Origin of the sequence: Streptomyces noursei ATCC 11455 (assembly GCF_001704275.1) — a bacterium.
Classification (GTDB): Bacteria; Actinomycetota; Actinomycetes; order Streptomycetales; family Streptomycetaceae; genus Streptomyces; species Streptomyces noursei.
In genome coordinates, this window is the sequence record NZ_CP011533.1 from 5316486 (window position 1) to 5333970 (window position 17485).

14 protein-coding genes are annotated in these 17485 nt (G+C 75.1%); 9 read left to right on the forward strand and 5 right to left on the reverse strand.

The window, feature by feature from the left end; genetic code table 11:
- Nucleotides 1-43 precede the first annotated feature (43 nt).
- A complete protein-coding gene (locus SNOUR_RS22635) occupies nucleotides 44-2239 on the forward strand; it encodes a serine/threonine kinase C-terminal domain-containing protein (RefSeq protein WP_067350083.1) in 2196 nt (731 codons plus the stop codon).
- A 48-nt stretch (nucleotides 2240-2287) separates the two neighbouring features.
- Here the strand turns inward: SNOUR_RS22635 and SNOUR_RS22640 are convergent, their stop codons facing one another.
- Nucleotides 2288-3811: a class I adenylate-forming enzyme family protein gene (locus SNOUR_RS22640; protein ID WP_067350086.1), complete on the reverse strand. Its 1524-nt coding sequence runs from the start codon at nucleotides 3809-3811 to the stop codon at nucleotides 2288-2290.
- A gap of 283 nt (nucleotides 3812-4094) precedes the next feature.
- Between SNOUR_RS22640 and SNOUR_RS22645 the strand changes: the two genes are divergently transcribed.
- The 3 genes from SNOUR_RS22645 to SNOUR_RS22655 all read left to right on the forward strand — a co-directional run bounded on the left by SNOUR_RS22645 (nucleotide 4095) and on the right by SNOUR_RS22655 (nucleotide 7184).
- A complete protein-coding gene (locus SNOUR_RS22645; RefSeq protein WP_067350089.1) occupies nucleotides 4095-5249 on the forward strand; it encodes an acyl-CoA dehydrogenase family protein in 1155 nt (384 codons plus the stop codon).
- Between the two features lie 7 nt (nucleotides 5250-5256).
- Nucleotides 5257-6216, forward strand: a complete 960-nt coding sequence (locus tag SNOUR_RS22650; RefSeq protein WP_067350092.1) for an acyl-CoA dehydrogenase family protein — start codon at nucleotides 5257-5259, stop codon at nucleotides 6214-6216.
- A gap of 482 nt (nucleotides 6217-6698) precedes the next feature.
- On the forward strand, nucleotides 6699-7184 hold the full coding sequence (locus SNOUR_RS22655; RefSeq protein ID WP_067350095.1) for an ATP-binding protein: 486 nt from the start codon (nucleotides 6699-6701) through the stop codon (nucleotides 7182-7184).
- Between the two features lie 261 nt (nucleotides 7185-7445).
- Here the strand turns inward: SNOUR_RS22655 and SNOUR_RS22660 are convergent, their stop codons facing one another.
- Nucleotides 7446-8372, reverse strand: a complete 927-nt coding sequence (locus tag SNOUR_RS22660; RefSeq protein WP_067350098.1) for a cyclase family protein — start codon at nucleotides 8370-8372, stop codon at nucleotides 7446-7448.
- Nucleotides 8373-8544: 172 nt separating this feature from the next.
- Here SNOUR_RS22660 and SNOUR_RS22665 point away from each other — a divergent pair, with 172 nt between their 5' ends.
- From SNOUR_RS22665 to SNOUR_RS22675, 3 genes are all read left to right on the forward strand, one after another.
- Entirely contained in the window at nucleotides 8545-9459 is a 915-nt protein-coding gene (locus SNOUR_RS22665) for an SDR family NAD(P)-dependent oxidoreductase (RefSeq protein ID WP_067350100.1), read from the forward strand.
- Nucleotides 9460-9626: 167 nt separating this feature from the next.
- A complete protein-coding gene (locus tag SNOUR_RS22670) occupies nucleotides 9627-10892 on the forward strand; it encodes an acyl-CoA dehydrogenase family protein (protein WP_079142826.1) in 1266 nt (421 codons plus the stop codon).
- Nucleotides 10889-11962, forward strand: a complete 1074-nt coding sequence (locus SNOUR_RS22675) for a Zn-dependent alcohol dehydrogenase (protein WP_067350103.1) — start codon at nucleotides 10889-10891, stop codon at nucleotides 11960-11962. The genes SNOUR_RS22670 and SNOUR_RS22675 overlap by 4 nt, the downstream gene beginning before the upstream one ends.
- Nucleotides 11963-12032: 70 nt before the next feature.
- Here SNOUR_RS22675 and SNOUR_RS22680 read toward each other — a convergent pair whose 3' ends face one another.
- The gene (locus SNOUR_RS22680) at nucleotides 12033-12665 is read right to left on the reverse strand and encodes a flavin reductase family protein (RefSeq protein ID WP_376738536.1); all 633 of its coding nucleotides are present in this window, start codon (nucleotides 12663-12665) and stop codon (nucleotides 12033-12035) included.
- A gap of 196 nt (nucleotides 12666-12861) precedes the next feature.
- Here SNOUR_RS22680 and SNOUR_RS22685 point away from each other — a divergent pair, with 196 nt between their 5' ends.
- Both SNOUR_RS22685 and SNOUR_RS22690 read left to right on the forward strand, forming a co-directional pair.
- A complete protein-coding gene (locus SNOUR_RS22685; RefSeq protein ID WP_079143513.1) occupies nucleotides 12862-13536 on the forward strand; it encodes an RNA polymerase sigma factor in 675 nt (224 codons plus the stop codon).
- On the forward strand, nucleotides 13533-14174 hold the full coding sequence (locus SNOUR_RS22690) for a hypothetical protein (protein ID WP_067350108.1): 642 nt from the start codon (nucleotides 13533-13535) through the stop codon (nucleotides 14172-14174). Before SNOUR_RS22685 ends, SNOUR_RS22690 begins: the two co-directional genes overlap by 4 nt.
- Before the next feature lie 63 nt (nucleotides 14175-14237).
- Here the strand turns inward: SNOUR_RS22690 and SNOUR_RS22695 are convergent, their stop codons facing one another.
- Both SNOUR_RS22695 and SNOUR_RS22700 read right to left on the reverse strand, forming a co-directional pair.
- On the reverse strand, nucleotides 14238-15116 hold the full coding sequence (locus tag SNOUR_RS22695; protein ID WP_079142827.1) for an enoyl-CoA hydratase/isomerase family protein: 879 nt from the start codon (nucleotides 15114-15116) through the stop codon (nucleotides 14238-14240).
- A gap of 56 nt (nucleotides 15117-15172) precedes the next feature.
- Entirely contained in the window at nucleotides 15173-17443 is a 2271-nt protein-coding gene (locus SNOUR_RS22700; RefSeq protein ID WP_067350111.1) for an acetate--CoA ligase family protein, read from the reverse strand.
- Between the last annotated feature and the right edge of the window lie 42 nt (nucleotides 17444-17485).

The following is a 17485-nucleotide window of genomic DNA, read 5'->3' on the forward strand; positions in this document are numbered from 1 at the left end:
TCCGCCCCGGGCGGGCGCGGCGCACGCTGAGGGGAGGCGCGTCGTGGACGAGTACGCGGGGAGAGTGCTCGCCGAGCGCTACCGCCTGCCGGCGCGGCCGTTCGGCGACGCCCCCGGCGCCGCCGCGGACGCCCCCTACGACGCCTCCGGCCCCGACCAGTTCGGCGAGACCCGGGCCTTCGACACCTACAGCGGGCAGGAAGTGCTGATCCGTCAGGTGCCGCTGCCGGAGGTGGTGGACGCGGAGCTGCTGGCGGCGGACGGATCCGGGGTGCCGGCCGGTGCCGGCGCGGACGGATATCCGGCGCACGGGCGTACGCAGGATGGTTTCGCCGGCGGCGGCCGGACGGCGGCGGTCCGCGGCCGGGGGGCCGCCCAGGGCGCCGACCGCAGCCCCCGGGACCCGGTCGTCCACCACGCCCTCCAGGCCGCGACGGCCGCCGCCCAACTGCCCGACCACCCGCTGCTCGACCAGGTCTTCGACGTCTTCGCGCAGGACGGCAGCCTGTGGATCGTCGGCGAACTCCTCCCCGCCCGCCCGCTGTCCGCGCTGCTCGCCGCGCGGGCGCTGAGCCCGCACCGCGCCGCGGAGATCGCCGTCGATCTGCTCACCGCCCTGCGCGCCCTGCACGCGCACGGCTGGCTGCACCGCAACATCACCGCCCGCACGGTCCTGGTCTGCGACGACGGCCGGGCGATCCTGACGGGGCTGGCGGTGGGCGCGGCCCAGGAGGCGCTGTGCGGGTACGACCCGGTGCCCGAGGAGCCGGCCGCGGCGGTCTCGTTGGTCAAGGCGGGCGCCGGCGGCGCCGCGGAGGTGGTGGGCCGGGTGCCCGGTGGCGCGGGGCCGACCAGGCTCGCCGCCGAGCGGGCCCGGCAGGCGCGACTCCAGGTGGTCGGCGCGGTCACCGAGCGCTGGGCGCCGGAGCAGGCCGGGCCGGCGGACGGGAGCGCGGCGCCGATGGGGCCGGCGGTGGATCTGTGGGCGGTGGGCGCGCTGCTGTTCCGTGCGGTGCAGGGCCATCCGCCGTATCCGGAGGAGAGCGCCGCGGAGTTGGTGCGGTGGGTGCGGGCGCAGCCGCCCGCCGAGGCCGTGGAGGGCGGGGCGCTGCGGCCCGTCGTCGCGGCGCTGCTGTGCCGGGACCCGGCCGGGCGGCCGGCGGCCGAGGAACTGCGCGACCGGCTGCGGGCGCTGGTGCGGACGGCGCCGGAGCCGGATCTGGGCCGCCGGACGGTGGCCCTGCCCGCGCTCACGGGGCCGGCCGATCCGCGGCGGCTGCCGATCCTCCGCCGGCGGGGCGAACTGGTCCGTCGGGGGCGGCCGAAGAAGCTCCGCGCCCGTCCGCGGTCCGCGCCCGCGGGCCGGGCGGCGGGCGCGCATCCGCCGCGCTCGGCCGAGCCCGCGGCGTTCCGGCCGGCCAGGCCCGCGCGCTCCGCCGGGCGTCCGTCCGGTGCCGGGCAGGAGCCGTCGGAGCTGTTGGGGCACGTCGGGGTGGGGCCCGTGCCGCCGCGCCCGCGGGCCGGTCGCGGGCCGCGCAGCCTGGGCCGGGTGCTGCTCACCGTGATCCTGCTGCTGATGGTCGCCGGGATCGCCTACGCCGTGATGTTCCTGCCGAAGTCCGGGGCGGACGCGGCGGGCGGGCCGTCGGGCGGGGGCCTCTCGGGCACCTCGGGCGTGACGCCCGGCAGCAGCCCGGCCGCCTCGCCCGGCCGGGACGGCGACGACGGCAAGGGCACCGGGCGCGCGCCGGGCACCGGTGCGCCGCAGACCACCGCCTCCGGGGGCGTCGCGGCCGGCTTCGCCCTGCGCACCGACCCCGCGGGCTTCCGGATCGCGGTGCGCGAGGGCTGGCAGCGCGGCGCCGGGGCGGACCGCGGTCAGGTGCGCTACACGGGCGGCGACTACGAGCTGCTGGTGGTGCCCGGCCGCGACACCACCGCGCGGTTCGGCCCCGATCCGATGGCCTACCAGCAGGACAAGGAGCCCGAGTTGGCGGCGTTCCGCGCCTCCGGCTGGTCGTCGGTCTCCGGGCTGCGACGGATAGACGTCGGGCAGACGGCGATGGCCGAGGGCGCCTTCACCTGGAAGGACGGCAGCGGTCGCCAGGTCTACGCCCGCAACCTCGCGATGATCCGCGACGGCCGTTACCACTGCGTCCTGGTCATCGGCCCGGACACCGGCCGCACCGAGGTGGACCGCCTGTACGCCCAGGCCAGCAGCTCGTACCGGCCCGGCTAGCCCCGTCCGCCGGACGGGCGCCCCGCCCGGCGCCCGTCCCCGGCCGTGTCACGCACCTGCGCCGTCGCCCCCGAACCGCTCCCGCAGCTCCTGTTTGAGCACCTTGCGCAGGGTCGCCCCGCGCGGCAGGGCGGGCAGCACCTCCAGCCGCTCCGGCAGCTTGTGGCGGGCGAGCCCCTGGGCGAGCAGCCGCGCGGTGACCGCGTCGAGCGTCAACGCGTCCGCGCCCGGCGGCTGTTCGACCACCGCGCAGACCAGCTCCCCGCGCTCGGGGTCCGGCAGTCCGACGACCGCGGCGTCCGCGATGTCCGGATGGCGGTAGAGGAGGTCCTCTATCTCCCGGGCCGAGATGTTCTCGCCCTTGCGGATGATGATGTCCTTGAGGCGGCCGGTGATGACGAGGTGGCCGGTGGGGGTGAGGCGGCCGAGGTCGCCGGTGCGCAGGAAGCCGTCGGCGTCGAACGGGGCCGGTTCGTCCAGGTAGCCGCGGCAGACGGCCGGGCCGCGCAGCAGGATCTCCCCGCTCTCCGGCGCGATCCGGACCTCCATCCCGGCCGGCGGCCGGCCGTCGGTGGTGGCCAGCAGGTCGGCGCTGTCGTGCGGATCGCCCATGGTGACCATCGGGGCCTCGGTGAGGGCGTAGCCGTGGGTGAGTTGGCAGCCCAGTTCGGCCACCACCTCGTGGTACAGCGCGGGCGGTCTGGGCGCGCCGCCCCCGGCGAGCAGCCGCAGCGACGGCAGCAGTCGGCGGCCCGGCGGGAGGGCGCGCTGGGCGGCGAGGAAGAGGGAGTAGAAGGCGGTGGATCCGCCGGCCAGGGTGACCCGGTGGCGGCGGTAGGGGGCGAGCGCGCCGGGCAGCGCGAAGTGCTCCAGCAGGACGGCGGGGATGCCGTGGACGAGCAGCATGACGGTGTAGTCGGGTCCGGCGACATGGGCGTAGGGGAAGGCCATCGAGCCGACGTCGTCCGGTCCCAGGCGCAGCGCGGCGGCCAGCCAGCCGCCGGCGGTGCGCAGGCTGCGGTCGGTGTGCAGGACGCCGCGCGGGGCGGCCGTGGTCCCCGAGGTCCAGTAGATCCAGCGGGGTTCGTCGGGGTCGGTGGGCGGTGCGGGGAGGGTGGCCGGGTCGCCGTCCGGCAGGGTGTCGTACGCCTCGACGACGGTCGGCGGGGCGGGCAGCTCCGCGGCCAGGCGGCGCGCCATCGCGGTGTGGTCGACGCCGCGCCGGACGCCGGGCACGACGACGAAGCCGGCGCGGGTGCGGCGCAGCACCTGGCCCAACTCGTGCTCGCGGTAGAGCGGCAGGACCGGGCTCTGCACCGCGCCGAGCCGCGCCAGGGCCAGGCTGACCAGCACCGTTTCGATCCGGGTGGGAAGTTGCCAGACCACCCGGCTGCCGGGGCGGACGCCGCGCGCGGACAGCCCGGCGGCGACCCGTTCGGCGCGCTCGCGCAGCTCCCCGAAGCTGATCCGGCGCTCGTCCCGGGGGCTTTCCGCGCCCTGGACGAGGGCGGTGGCGTCGGGCGTCCGGGCGGCCCGCCAGACGACGAGGTCCCACAGGGTGCTGCCGGTCATGCGGATCCCCTCCGCTCCATCTGCTGACGATGTGTCAGATGAGGCTCCGAGATTAGGGGTCGGCGCCTTGTCGGTCCAGAGAGTCCCCGGCTAGCCTGGAATCTGACGGGTCATCAGGTATCTGGCGTGCCCGGCGCATCCGGGTGCGGTGCGACCGGCACGGGCGAGGGGGAACGATGGCGAACCCGACGAAGCCGCCGCGCGGCACCGGCGTCCACGACCCCGCGCGCGGACCCGCCGCCCGCCGCGGGGCCCGCTTCCCGGCAGCGCACCGGGACCGCTGATGGACCTCGCCTGCACCGAAGAGGAGGAAGCCTTCCGGGCCCGGCTGCGCAGCTGGCTCGCCGAGGTGCTGCCCGAGCTGCCGCCGCCGCCCGCCGCCACCGACTGGCCCGGCCGACGGGCCCGCGACGCGGCCTGGCAGCGGATGCTCCACGACGCCGGGTACGCCGGGCTGCACTGGCCGGCCGACGCCGGCGGACAGGGGGCCACCCCCACCCAGCACCTGATCTTCCTGGAGGAGACCGAGCGGGCCGGCGCCCCCTACGTCGGCGCCAACTTCGTCGGGCTGCTGCACGCCGGCCCGACGATCGCCGCGGAGGGCACCGCCGCCCAGCGCGCCCGCTGGCTGCCGCCGATCCTGCGCGGCGAGGAGATCTGGTGCCAGGGCTTCAGCGAACCGGACGCCGGCTCCGACCTGGCCGCGCTGCGCACCCGGGCGGTCCGGGACGGCGACGACTACGTCGTGACCGGCAGCAAGATCTGGACCTCGCACGCCGAGGTCGCCGACTGGTGCGAACTGCTCGTCCGCACCGACCCGGAGGCCCCCCGGCACCGCGGCATCAGCTGGCTGGCGATGCCGATGGACGCCCCCGGGGTGACCGTCCGGCCGCTGCGCACACTGGCCGGCTCCGCGGAGTTCGCCGAACTGTTCCTCGACGAGGTCCGGATACCGGTCGGGAACCGCGTCGGGGCCGAGGACGACGGCTGGCGGGTGACGATGGTGACGCTCTCCTTCGAGCGCGGCACCGCCTTCGTCGGCGAGGTGGTGGCCTGCCGCCGGCTGCTCGCCGAGCTCGCCCGCACCGCCCGCGCCGACGGCCGCTGGGACGACCCCGTGCTGCGCCGCCGACTGGGCCGGCTGAACGCGGAGTTCGCCGCGCTGTGGCGGCTGACCCAGTGGAACGTCAGCGAGGCGCAGGGGTCCGGCGGCGTCCCCGGCGCCGGCGGCTCGGTCTTCAAACTGCGCTACTCGCACGCCCGCCAGGAGCTCTACGACGCGGCGGCCGAGGTGCTCGGCGGACGGGCGCTGGACGCCGACCACCCGTGGGTCGCCGACCGGCTCTCCGCCCTCGCGTACACCATCGCCGCGGGCACCTCGCAGATCCAGCGGAACATCGTCGCCGAGCGGATCCTCGGCCTGCCGAAGGGGCGGTGAGCGACCGGTGGACTTCCAACTCACCGCGGATCAGCGGGCGTTGCGGGACGGCACCCGGGAACTGCTCGCCGGCCGCTTCGACCGGGACCGGTTGCGCGCCGCCGTCGACGCCCCGGCGCTGGACCGCGGGCTGTGGCGGGAGCTGGCCGACGCCGGCTTCTTCGCCCTGCGGCTCCCGGAGGAGGACGGCGGCGTCGGGCTGGGGCTGCCGGAGGCCGTCCTGGTCTTCGAGGAGGCCGGCCGGGCGCTGCTGCCGGGCCCGCTGGTGGCCGGGCAGCTGCTGGCCGGGGCGATGGACGGGGTGGCGACCGGTGAGCGGATCGTCGCGCTGTGTGACGGCGCGGCCGATCCGGTGCTGTGGGAACACCCGGCCGACTGCGACGCGTTGATCTTCCTGGACGGGGACGCGCCGGCGCACGCGGCCCGGGCGCACCGGAGCGCGCCCGCCGACGTCGCCCGCGCCCCCTTCGCCTCCGTGGACCCCCTCACCCCGCTCGCCCGCGTCACCGGCCCTGCGTGCACCGTCCCGCAGCCCGGCCTGGACGTGCCCCGGCTGCGCCGCGAGGCGGCCCTGCTGACCGCGGCCCAACAGCTGGGCAGTGCGGCCCGGACGGTCGAGACGGCGGTCGCGCACGCCCGGCAGCGCACCCAGTTCGGTGCGCCGATCGGCTCCTTCCAGGCCGTCAAGCACCTGTGCGCCGGAATGCTGGTCCGCGCCGAGCTGGCCCGGGCCGCGGTCTACGCGGCGGCGGTGACCGAGGACGCCCTGGACGTCGTGGGCGCCAAGCTGTTGGCGGACGAGGCCGCGGTGCGCAATGCCCGGGACTGCCTCCAGGTGCACGGCGGCATGGGCTTCACCTGGGAGGCCGATGTCCATCTGCACCTCAAACGGGCCTGGCTGCGGGCCGAGCGGTGGGGCGGCGCGCGGGAGGCGGAGGAGCGCCTGGCGGACGCGCTGGTGAGGTGAGGAGGTGCGCTACGCGTCCGCGGACGCGTACGGAGCGTGCTGGCCGGGCCGTCGATGTCAGACTCTGGCAACCCGTGTGCGAAATGTCGGGCCCCTCACGCATAAGTGGTCACGGAGGGTCGATATCGGGTTGTGTCCTAGGCGTGACTCGTCACACGGGGGAGTCGGCGCTGTGCTCGGGTACGCTCCGTGGGGTGCGAGTGGTTCTGTGGCGCAAATGTCACGGTGCCGTCGGAAGGACGGCTCCGGGGCATCGACTGCGCGCCGCTCGCCTCGGGCGAGGCCCCGATGACCCCCCATGTTCGACTCCCCGCGCTGTGCGTCGCACAGTATGCCGCACGCATACTCCCTTGCGCTGGAATATGCCCGAAGCGGTTGTTGCGGTGACTGAACGTCAACCATGCTGTGCTTCGCCGGAGTCACGCACCGTGACTCCGTGGAGGCGCGAGGCGATGTTTCCGCCGGTTCGGATGGTGTGAGCGGTGCAGGTGCTTCAGGTGCAGTTGGAAGTGCGGCCCGACCCCGCGGAAGTGGGGCGGGCCCGGCGGTGGGCCAGGTCGAGGCTCGCGGGGTCGGGCATAGGGGCGGACGAACCGCTCGCCGAGACGCTGATCCTGCTGATCTCCGAGCTGGTCACCAATGCGGTGGTGCACACCGGTTCGGCGGCCCGGCTGCGGATGTGCTTCTCCGGGACGGGCGCCGTGGTGGGCACCGTACGGGTCGAGGTGGTGGACGTCAGCGCCCGCCCGCCGCGCCCCCGGCACGCGGACGGCGAGGACACCAACGGCCGCGGTCTGGAGCTGGTCGACGGCCTCGCGGACCGCTGGGGCTGGCAGCGGGAGGGGGCCGGCAAGCGGATCTGGTGCGAAGTGGACCGCGGGCAGCCGCTACTGATGGCGGCCGGTGCGGATCTGGGGGCATATGACCCTGCTTGCGCCGTAACGAGCGTCACCACAAACCGGTCGTAAATCGCTGAATCGGTTCGCCTGACGCGGAATTAGTCCAGACCAGGTGTTGACGTGGCGTTCCCTGGTGATCACTCTTGGGGAAGCGATGCGCCGTGAGGGGACGGCAAGGTCGTACCGGGTCGACGACCCGTGGCCTTGTCGAGTGCGGATCGCGGCCCGGAGCCAGGTGGCGGCCCGCGGTGCCGTGCTCGGGGCGCGCAGCGCGCGCCGCCGCCTGGCCGGTCCGGGGTCGCTCGCGCGCCGGGGGTGCGGCGCCGGACCTCACAGGACGGCCACCGGCGCGACCGGACTGCCGGTGCCGCCGACGAACGGCTCGGCCACCGCGGACAGCAGGAAGGCGTAGCGGCCCTCCTGTGCGCAGGTCGCCGACAGCTCCTCCAGATTCCAGTTCTGGCCCTGGAGCATGCCCATCTCCACCAGGTGGAGGGCGTGCACCGGCATCCACAGGTCCTCGACCTCCGGCGGGAAGATCTCGAAGGTCAGGGTGTCGTTGGCGACCGCGGCGACCTCGCGGGCGTGGAACCACTCCGGGGTGCGCACCGAGAGTCCGGGCGAGGGGAACGCGTACGCCTCCCGGTCGCCGGCCAGGTAGTGCCGCAACTGCCCGGTCCGCACCAGGACGACGTCGCCGGACCGGACCGTCGTCCCGGCCAACTCCTCGGCGGCCTCCAGGTCCTCCGGCGTGACCGCGTGCCCGCCCGGCAGGCGGTCGGTGCCGCGGGCCCGGGCCACGTCCAGCAGCACCCCGCGGGAGAGGATCGGGGTGGCCTTCTCGATGCCCAGCGCGGTGGCGCCGCGGTGCGCGGTGACGGTGTCGGCGGGCCGCCCGTTGTAGAGCCGCCCGGAGTGCGAGACATGGGTCAGGCCGTCCCAGTGGGTGGCGGCCTGCAGCCCCATCGTGACGGTGTCGTCGGAGGTGGCGACGGTGCCCGGGCCGAAGATCTCGTGGTTGATCGCGACCATGGTGTGCAGCGGATTGACCCGTCCCGGGATCGCGCCGGTCTGCACGCCGTCCTGGCGGAGCGGCAGCGCCAGCGGGACGCGGCGGCCGGTGCGGACGGTCGCGGCGGCGGCGCGCACCACGTCCGGGGTGATCAGGTTCAGGGTGCCGAGCTCGTCGTCCGGGCCCCAGCGTCCCCAGTTGTTCACGCGCCGGGCGATGTCGTGGAACTCCTGGGGCAGGGGCATGGGTGCTCCTCGGGGTGGGGGGTGGGTGACGGGCGGGGCCGGCGGGGACGGCCGCTGTCGTCCGGGCTCGGGTGCGAACCGTGCGTCCGGGGTTGCGTCCGGGGTCTTGTGCTCGTACCGCGTCTGCTCAAAAATCTAACGGTCCGTCAGAAACCGTGGGAAGGGGCGCGGCATGGGGAACTTCTTGGCCGGCAAGGTGGTCGCCGTCACGGGGGCCGGCCGCGGCATCGGGCGGGCCGTCGCCCTGGCGGCCGCCGCCGAGGGCGCGAAGGTGGTGGTCAACGACTACGGCGTCTCCATCGAGGGCGGCGAGCCCCGTAGCGAGGTGGCACAGGCGGTGGTCAAGGAGATCGAGGCGGCGGGCGGCACCGCCACGGCCGTCGCCGACGACGTCTCCACGATGGCCGGCGGCCAGCGGATCGTGGACACCGCGCTGGCCGAGTACGGGCGCATCGACGGCGTGGTGTGCGTGGCCGGCATCCTGCGCGAGCGGATGCTCTTCAACATGTCCGAGGAGGAGTGGGACCCGGTCGTCGCCACCCACCTCAAGGGCACCTTCACGGTCTTCCGGGCCGCCGCGGCGGTGATGCGCAGGCAGAAGTCCGGCACACTGATCGGCTTCACCAGCGGCAATCACCAGGGCAGCGTCGCCCAGGCCAACTACGCCTCGGCCAAGGGCGGGATCATCTCGCTGGTGCGCAGCGCGGCGCTGGGCCTGCACAAGTACGGAGTGACCGCGAACGCGGTGGCACCGGTCGCCCGGACGCGGATGTCGGCCAACGTCCCGATGGAACTGAAGGAGATCGGCGAACCGGAGGACGTGGCGGCGTTCGTCGTCTACCTGCTGAGCGAACGGGCCCGGTCCGACGGGGTCACCGGCCAGGTCTACACCGTGGCCGGGCCGAAGATCGCGGTGTGGGCCCAGCCGAGGGAGCTGCGCTCCGTCTACGCCGACAAGGGCGGGTGGACGCCGGAGCGCGTCGCGGAGGTGATCGCCGGGCCGGTCGGCACGGACCCCATGCCGATGCTGGCGCAGCTGACGGAGATGGCGCGGGCCGCGCGGGCGGGGGAGCGGCCCAACGGGTAGCCGCGCCGGGCTTGTTCCCGCGTTGTCGGCCGTCCCGCCGTGGGTGCTCCGTTGCGCCTGCGGCGCGGGTCCGCCGCGCGGGGCTGTTCGGTAGCCCCGTCCCCTCCCGTGGGTGGGTGGGTGGGTGGTTCGGGGTCGTGACGGCTGGTGCGAGTGGGAGGGCTCAGGTGGAGTTCGGGTTCGGGAGCGCGGACGAGGCGTTCCGGGCGGAGGCGCGGGACTGGCTGGCGGGGCACCTGGTGGGGGAGTTCGCCGCGCTGGGGGCGCGGGGCGGGCCCGGGAGCGAGCACGTGGGGGCGGGCGTGCGGCGGGCCTGGGAGCGGGAGTTGGGGGGTGGGGGCTGGATCGGGCTGGGGTGGGACCGGGCGCACGGGGAGTACGGGAACCGGGCCGGGTCGCTGACGCAGCAGGTGGTGTGGGCCGAGGAGTACGCGCGGGCCGGCGCGCCGGGACGGGTGGGGCACATCGGGGAGAACCTGCTGGCGCCGACGCTGATCGCGTACGGGGACCAGGCGCAGCGGAAGCGGTTCCTGCCGGCCGTGGCGCGCGGCGAGGAGCTGTGGTGCCAGGGCTACAGCGAGCCGGAGGCCGGGTCGGACCTGGCCGGCCTGCGGACGGTGGCGGTGCGGGACGGGGCCGGGTACCGGATCAGCGGGCAGAAGGTGTGGACCTCGCTGGCCGGGGAGGCCGACTGGTGCTTCGTGCTGGCGCGGACGGATCCGGCCGGGCGGCGGCACCGGGGGCTGTCGTTCCTGCTGGTGCCGATGGATCAGCCGGGGCGGATCGAGGTGCGGCCGATCCGCCAGATGTCGGGGACCGCGGAGTTCAACGAGGTGTTCTTCGACGGGGCGGTGGCGCGGGCCGACCACGTGGTGGGCGGCGAGGGCGCCGGCTGGCGGGTGGCGATGGGGCTGCTGGCCCTGGAGCGCGGGGTGTCGACGCTCGTCCAGCAGATCGGGTTCGCGCGGGAGCTGGCCGAAGTGGTCGGCGCGGCAGTCCGTGGCGGCGCGGTCCGCGATCCGGTGCTGCGCGAGCACCTCGTGCGCCAGTGGGCGGAGTTGAAGGTCATGCGGTGGAACGCGCTGCGGACCCTGGGCGCCGCCGGAGGCACCGAGGGAGCGCCGAGCGTGGCGAAACTGCTGTGGGGCGGGTGGCACCAGCGACTCGGGGAGCTGGTGATGCGGGTGCGGGGCGCGGCGGCGACCGTGGGGCCGGTGGACTGGTCCCCACGGGCGCCGTACGAACTCGACGCGCTGCAAAGACTTTTCCTGTTCACCCGGGCCGACACGATCTACGGCGGCTCGGACGAGATCCAGCGCAACATCATCGCCGAGCGGGTGCTCGGCCTGCCCAGAGCGGAGCGGGGAATGCCCGGAGCGGAGCGGGGAATGCCCGGAGCGGAGCGGGGAATGCCCGGAGCGGAGCGGGAATGAAGGGCGTCATATTCGACGGTGAGCAGGCCCGGGTCGTGGACGATCTCCAGGTGCGGGATCCGGGGCCGGGCGAGGTGCTGGTGGGGATCCGGGCGGCCGGGTTGTGTCACAGCGACCTGTCGGTGATCGACGGGACGATTCCGTTTCCGGTGCCGGTGGTGCTGGGGCACGAGGGCGCGGGGGTGGTCGAGGCCGTCGGGGCGGGAGTGGGTCATGTGGCGCCCGGTGACCACGTGGCGCTGTCGACGCTGGCCAACTGCGGGGCGTGCGCGGAGTGCGACCGGGGGCGGCCGACGATGTGCCGCAAGGCGATCGGGATGCCGGCGAAGCCGTTCCGGCGCGGTGGCACGGAGCTGTTCAACTTCGCCTCGAACTCGGCGTTCGCGGAGCGTACGGTCGTCAAGGCGGTGCAGGCGGTCAAGATCCCGAAGGAGATCCCGCTGACCTCGGCCGCGCTGATCGGGTGCGGGGTGCTGACCGGTGTGGGCGCGGTGCTGAACCGCGCCCGGGTGGACCGCGGCGACTCGGTGGTGGTGATCGGGGCCGGCGGGATCGGCCTCAACGTGCTCCAGGGCGCGCGGATCGCGGGGGCGTCGGTGATCGTGGCGGTGGACGCCAATCCCGCGAAGGAGGCGGCGGCGCGGCAGTTCGGGGCCACCCACTTCGTGGACGCGTCGGCGGTGCTGGACACCGTCAGGGCGGTGAAGGAGATCCTGCCGACCGGCGCCGACCACGCCTTCGAGTGCGTGGGCAGCACCCGGCTGATCCGGCAGGCGATCGACCTGCTGGACCGGCACGGCCAGGCGGTGCTGCTCGGGGTGCCGCCGGCCACCGCCGAGGCGTCCTTCCTCGTCTCCTCGCTGTATCTCGACAAGTCCGTCCTCGGTTGCCGCTACGGTTCCTCCCGCCCCCAACGGGACATCGCCCTCTACGCCCGGCTGTACCGCGAAGGGCGGCTGCTGCTGGACGAGTTGGTGACCGCGACGTACGGGGTGGCGGACTTCGCCAAGGCGGCGGACGACGCCCACCACGGGCGGGTGGCGCGGGCGGTCCTGCGCTTCGGGGAGTAGGCCGTCGTCGGCCCGCCGGGGCGGTTCGGGCGACCCGTGGCCCGCCCGAACCGCCCCGGCGGGCGCTCCTTCAGGGGGTGAACCGCCCGAACGCCCCCCGGTGGAAGAGGAGCGGGCCGTGGGCGGCGGCGGTCGGGTCGGTGCCCAGGGCCTCGACGCGGCCGACGACGATGAGGTGGTCGCCGCCGGTGTGGACGGCGTGGATCGTGCAGTCGATCCAGGCGGGGACGTCCGCGAGCCGGGGCGAGCCGGTGACCGGGGCCGGGGTGTGGCGGACGCCGGCGAACTTGTCGGCGCCGCTGACGGCGAACGCGCGGCACAGGTCGCCCTGCGCGGCGCCGAGGACGTTGACGCAGAAGACGCCGGCCCGCGCCAGGCGCGGCCAGGTCGTCGAGGTGCGGCCCACCATGAACGCCACCAGCGGCGGGTCCAGGGAGAGGGAGGCGAAGGACTGGCAGGCGAAGCCCGCCGGGCCCGTCTCCGCGGGGGCCGTGATGATCGTGACGCCGCTGGCGAAGTGGCCCAGGACGGAGCGGAATTCAGCCGGATCCAAGGGGGCGCGTTCGTCTTCGCGTACGGCGCGCAATGGAGGGCGCGCGCCGACGGAGCGGGCGTGCGGGGCCGGCGGCGCGGCGGCGGTGGGGGCCCCGACGGAGCGGAGGTAGCGGATGGCGGTGGCCGCCATTCCGGCGTGTCCCATCATACTGGCGATTGAATCTGATGGAGCGTCAGATGGGAAGGGGCGGGAGCCACTCGCAAGGGTGGTTTGGCCCGGAAGGCCGGGCCGGATCATGGTGGTTGGGGGGAGATTGGGGCCGCGTTCCTGATTGGTCGCCGAGCGCACGGGTACCTTCCACCTCGGCCGCGCCGTAGCCAAGCACGGGGGAGTGTTCCGGTACATGGCCGATGCGACATCGCCGACCTCCTGGTCGGCCGCTGGTTCCCAGGGGGCCCGATCCGGCGGGCCCGTCAGTCCGTCCCCACCCTCGGGCCGGTCGGGTTCCTCCGGGCCACCGGGCCCCGGGGGCACCGCGTCGGCGGCGTTCGACGAGCTCTTCTGCGGGCTGCTGCCCCGGCTCTACCGGCGGGCGGTGATGTTGGCCGGGACCCGGCAGTCGGCGGAGGACGTGGTGCACGAGGCGTATCTCAAGCTCGCCGCCCGCCCCCAGCGCCTCCTGGCGCACCCGGAGCCGTATGCCTACGCCTTCACCGCCGTCCTCAGCGTCGCCCGGGACGCCTACCGCAAGGAGCGGCGGCAGGTGCTGGTGGAGGAAGTGGACGAGTGGGACGCGGCCGGGGCCGGCGCGGGGCCGGGGGCCGGCGGCGGATCCGGCGAGTGGGACGGCGGGATGGCGCGCCGGCATGCCGAGTTGGAGGCGGTGCGGCTGCTGGGCCGGCTGTCGCACCGGCAGGCGGGGATCGTGATCCTGGTGGACCTGGACGGGTACACGATCGACCAGGCCGCGAAGATCATGAAGGTGCATCGCGGCACCGCCGCCCGCCATCGGGCCCGTGCCCTGGACAGGCTGCGCGCGTACCTCGTTGAATCGGAGCACGGGCAGGCCGGGAGGTGAGCGGCACGGTGGGCGCGGGGCCACGGGACGGCGCGGGCGGGCACGGCGAGGCCGAGGCGCTGCTGCGGGCGAAGCTGCGGGCGGCCGACGAGGAGATCGAGACGCCCGGCGGCCTGTGGGAGCGGGTCAGGGAGCCCGCGGCGGACGGCCGGGCGACGGCCCTGGCGCCGTGGGGCGGCGCCGCCGTGGTCTGGCTGTCGCGACGGCGCCCGTATGCCGTGGTGCTGGGCGTCGCGGCAGCGGTGGCGGTGGTGGTCCTGGGCGTCTGGTGGGTGCTGCTGCGGCCGGGCGCGGTGGACGTCAGACCGGCCGGGCCGCCGCGGACGGTGCCGCTCACGGTCTACAACAGCGAGGCCGCCTGCCGGACGCCGCACACCCTGGAGTGCGCGCTGCGGTTGGCCAAGGACCCGCACCGGCCGTACGCGGCCCGCGGGAACACCGCGGGGCGGGTCTGGCACGGGGAGGTGCTGGCGGCCCGCTGCGTGGTGACGGACGGGCAACTGATCCGGGACGAAGCGGGGATCACCTCCAGCCGGTGGTACCGGGTGCGCACCGGGGAGGGCGCGCAGGGGTGGCTGCCGGGGGTGCGGACCCGTAATACCCGGGAGGTCCCGGAGTGCCCGGCGGAGGGCGGATGAGCCGCCCGTGGTGAACGGGCGGGAGGCGGCGGCGCGCGCCCCTGGGGGGCGGCGGCGCCCCGGTCACCTCCCCCGGTACGTGGGCCGGCGGCGCGCCACGAAGGACGCGACGCCTTCCTGGGCGTCCGCCGTCGTCATGTTGATCTCCTGGGCGGTGGCCTCGGCCGCGAAGGCCGCGCCGCGGTCGCCGTCCAGGGAGGCGTTGACCAGCGCCTTGGTGAGGGCGAGGGCGCGGGTGGGGCCGGCGGCGAGGCGCTCGGCCCACTCCCGGGACGCCTTGGCCAACTCCCCGTCCGGGACGACCCGGTTGACCAGCCCCAGCCGCGCCGCCTCGGTGGCCGGCACGGCGTCGCCGAAGAACATCAGCTCCTTGGCGCGCTGCGGGCCGATGAGTCGCGGCAGCAGATAGGCGCCGCCGCCGTCCGGTACCAGGCCGCGGCGTACGAACACCTCGATGAAGCGGGCAGATTCGGCGGCCAGCACCAGGTCGCAGGCGAACGCGAGGTGTGCGCCGATCCCGGCGGCGGTGCCGTTGACGGCGGCGATCACCGGTTTCTCGCAGTCCAGCACGGCGGCGATGAACCGCTGGGCGCCGCCGCGGATCATCCGCGCGACATCGCCCGCGACCCGGTCGCCGGCGGCCGGCGCGCCGCGCAGGTCGGCGCCGGAGCAGAAGCCCTTGCCGGTCGCGGTGAGCAGCACGGCGCGCACGTCGGGGTCGGCGGAGGCGTCGGCGAGCAGGTCGATGAGGCGTTCGCGCATGTCCCGGGTGAGGGCGTTGAGGGCGTCGGGACGGTTGAGGGTGAGCTGGGCGACGCCGTTGTCAGTGGCGTGCAGTATCAAGGAGTCGGCGGGTTCGGTGAGTTCGGCGGGTCCGGCGGGTCCGGTGGGCCGGGAGGGGCCGCCGGCGGCAGGGCGGGGGGACGACGGTGCGGACGTCATGGGGGAGCGGCTCCAGGGGAGTGGTCGGACGGGGGAGCCGGCGCGGTGGCCGGCGGTCAGTGGCAGATCGCCAGGGCGTCCAGTGCCACCGCGCCCTGCCCGCGCTCCAGGACGACCAGCGGGTTGATGTCCAACTCGGCCAGTTCGCCGTCGAGTTCCAGGGCCATCCGCTGCACCCGCAGTACGGTCTCGACCAGGGCGTCGGTGTCCGCGGGCGGCATTCCGCGGACGCCTTCCAGGAGGGCGTGGCCGCGCAGCTCGCGGAGCATGGCGCGGGCGTGCGCCTCCCCGAAGGGCGGCACGCCCACCACGATGTCCCGGAGGACCTCCACGAGCACCCCGCCGAGTCCGACGGTGACGGTCGGCCCGAAGAGCGGGTCGGGGGTGACGCCGACGACCATCTCGACGCCCCGTTCGATCATCTGGCAGACGAGTACGCCGTCCAGCGGCAGATCCTCGTAGCGCGCGATCTCGGTCAGCTCCCGATAGGCGTCGCGGACCTGGCTGGCCGAGGTCAGTCCGACCTTGACGAGGCCGAGTTCGGTCTTGTGGGCCAGCTCGGGGCCGGAGCCCTTCAGCACCACCGGATAGCCGACCAGGCTCGCCGCTCGGACGGCCGCCGCCGCGCTGGTCACCAGCTGTTCCCGCGGTACGCGGATGCCGTAGGCGCGCAGCAGCTGCTTCGCCGCGTGCTCGCTGAGCTGCCGGCCGGGGCGCAGCAGGGCCTGGGCCTTGCGGGCGGAGGGCGAGAGCGTGCGGGGGGCGTCGTCGAAGGGGGAGCGGTAGTGGGCGGTGAAGCGGTGGTGGTCCAGGTAGGCGCGGACGGCGGTGATGCAGTTGGCGAAGGTGCGGAAGGTCGCCACCCGGGAGGAGCCGAGGAGGGTGTGGCGATAGGCGTCCTCGGTGCCGACCGGCGAGCCCCAGACGACGCACACCAGTTTGTCCGACTGCTCCGCCGCGTCCACGAGGTCCTGTGCCAGTTTGTCGCTCATGGGCGGGAAGGGGCCGGTGATCGGGCAGATCAGGACGCCGACGGACGGGTCGGCGAGGAGCGCGTCGATGATCTTGCGGCCGCGCCAGTCGCCGACCGGGTGCCCGCCGTTGTCGATCGGGTTGGCGACGTTGAGGTAGCCCGGTATCCACTGGTGGAGCTCGGTCTGTTTGGCGTCGGACAGGGTGGGCAGGGTCAGGCCCGCGGCGGTCGCCAGGTCGGCGAAGTGCGCGCCGGTGCCGCCGGAGATCGAATAGACCGCGACACCCTCGGCGGTGGGTTTCCTGGCCCGTGCCAGCAGTGCCGCGGTGTCCTGGAGCTCGTCGAGGCCGTCCACCCGGATCACGCCGTACTGCCGCATCGCGGCGTCCACCACCTCGTCCGCGCCGGTGAGCTTGCCGGTGTGCGAGGCGGCGGTCCGGGCGCCGGTCTCGGTGCGGCCGACCTTGACGATGACCACCGGCACCTTGTTGCGGGCGGCGCGGTCGGCGGCGAGCAGGAAGCTGCGGCCGTCCTTGAGCCCTTCCACATAGGCGGCGATCGCGCCGACCTCGGGACGGGAGGCGAAGTAGGAGAGGAAGTCGGCGGTCTCCAGGTCGGCCTCGTTGCCGGTCGGGGCCCAGTGCGACAGGCGGATGCCCAGCTCCTGGAGGGTGAAGACCGGCCGGCCCTGGTGGCCCGACTGGGTGATCAGGGCGATGGCCGGGCCGTCGAGGTCGTCGCGGAAGTTCTCGAAGGCGTTGAGGTTGGTGTTGGGCCCGAGCAGCCGCAGGCCGGAGCGGGCGACGGCGTCGGCCAGCCGGGCCTGGGCGGCGGCGCCGTCCTCGCCGGTCTCGGCGAAGCCGGAGGCGAAGGCCACCGCGAACTTCACCTTGGCCTCGGCCAGTTGCCCGATGACCGGCAGCGGGTCGCCGACCAGCAGCACCGCGAGGTCGACGGTCTCCGGCAGCTCGCCGACACCGGCGTGACACGGCAGGCCGAAGACCCGCTCGCGTCCGGGGTTGACCGGGTGGAGCCGGGCGCCGACCCGTTCCGCCCAGGCGATCAGCTGCCGGGTGATGCCGGTGTTGGGCCGGCCCTCGCTGTCCGAGGCGCCGATCACCGCCACCGACTCGGGCCGGAAGAAACGATCCAGGTCCGGTACGGGCGCGTGCAGCGGGCGACCGCTGACGTCCTGGTCGGCGACGACCGGGCCGGCCGCGGTGCCCGGGCCGCCGGCACCGTCGGCGCCGGGGTCGCTGATGCCGTGGACGGTGTGGGGTGGGTGCTCCCCGCAGGCCACGACGCGGGCCGGCCGGGAGTGCGTGGTGAGGGTGCCGTGAGTCGATCCAAGCATCGCAGACGCCCGCTCCTGTGTGACGGCTCTCGTGGACTGCGC

Excerpts from the sequence above, each read along its gene's own strand:
- SNOUR_RS22640 (WP_067350086.1), bottom strand. The coding sequence starts at position 3,811 with ATGACCGGCAGCACCCTGTGGGACCTCGTCGTCTGGCGGGCCGCCCGG.
- SNOUR_RS22645 (WP_067350089.1), top strand. The coding sequence starts at position 4,095 with ATGGACCTCGCCTGCACCGAAGAGGAGGAAGCCTTCCGGGCCCGGCTG.
- SNOUR_RS22660 (WP_067350098.1), bottom strand. The coding sequence starts at position 8,372 with ATGCCCCTGCCCCAGGAGTTCCACGACATCGCCCGGCGCGTGAACAAC.
- SNOUR_RS22665 (WP_067350100.1), top strand. The coding sequence starts at position 8,545 with ATGGGGAACTTCTTGGCCGGCAAGGTGGTCGCCGTCACGGGGGCCGGC.
- SNOUR_RS22675 (WP_067350103.1), top strand. The coding sequence starts at position 10,889 with ATGAAGGGCGTCATATTCGACGGTGAGCAGGCCCGGGTCGTGGACGAT.
- SNOUR_RS22680 (WP_376738536.1), bottom strand. The coding sequence starts at position 12,665 with ATGATGGGACACGCCGGAATGGCGGCCACCGCCATCCGCTACCTCCGC.
- SNOUR_RS22685 (WP_079143513.1), top strand. The coding sequence starts at position 12,862 with ATGGCCGATGCGACATCGCCGACCTCCTGGTCGGCCGCTGGTTCCCAG.
- SNOUR_RS22695 (WP_079142827.1), bottom strand. The coding sequence starts at position 15,116 with ATGACGTCCGCACCGTCGTCCCCCCGCCCTGCCGCCGGCGGCCCCTCC.
- SNOUR_RS22700 (WP_067350111.1), bottom strand. The coding sequence starts at position 17,443 with ATGCTTGGATCGACTCACGGCACCCTCACCACGCACTCCCGGCCGGCC.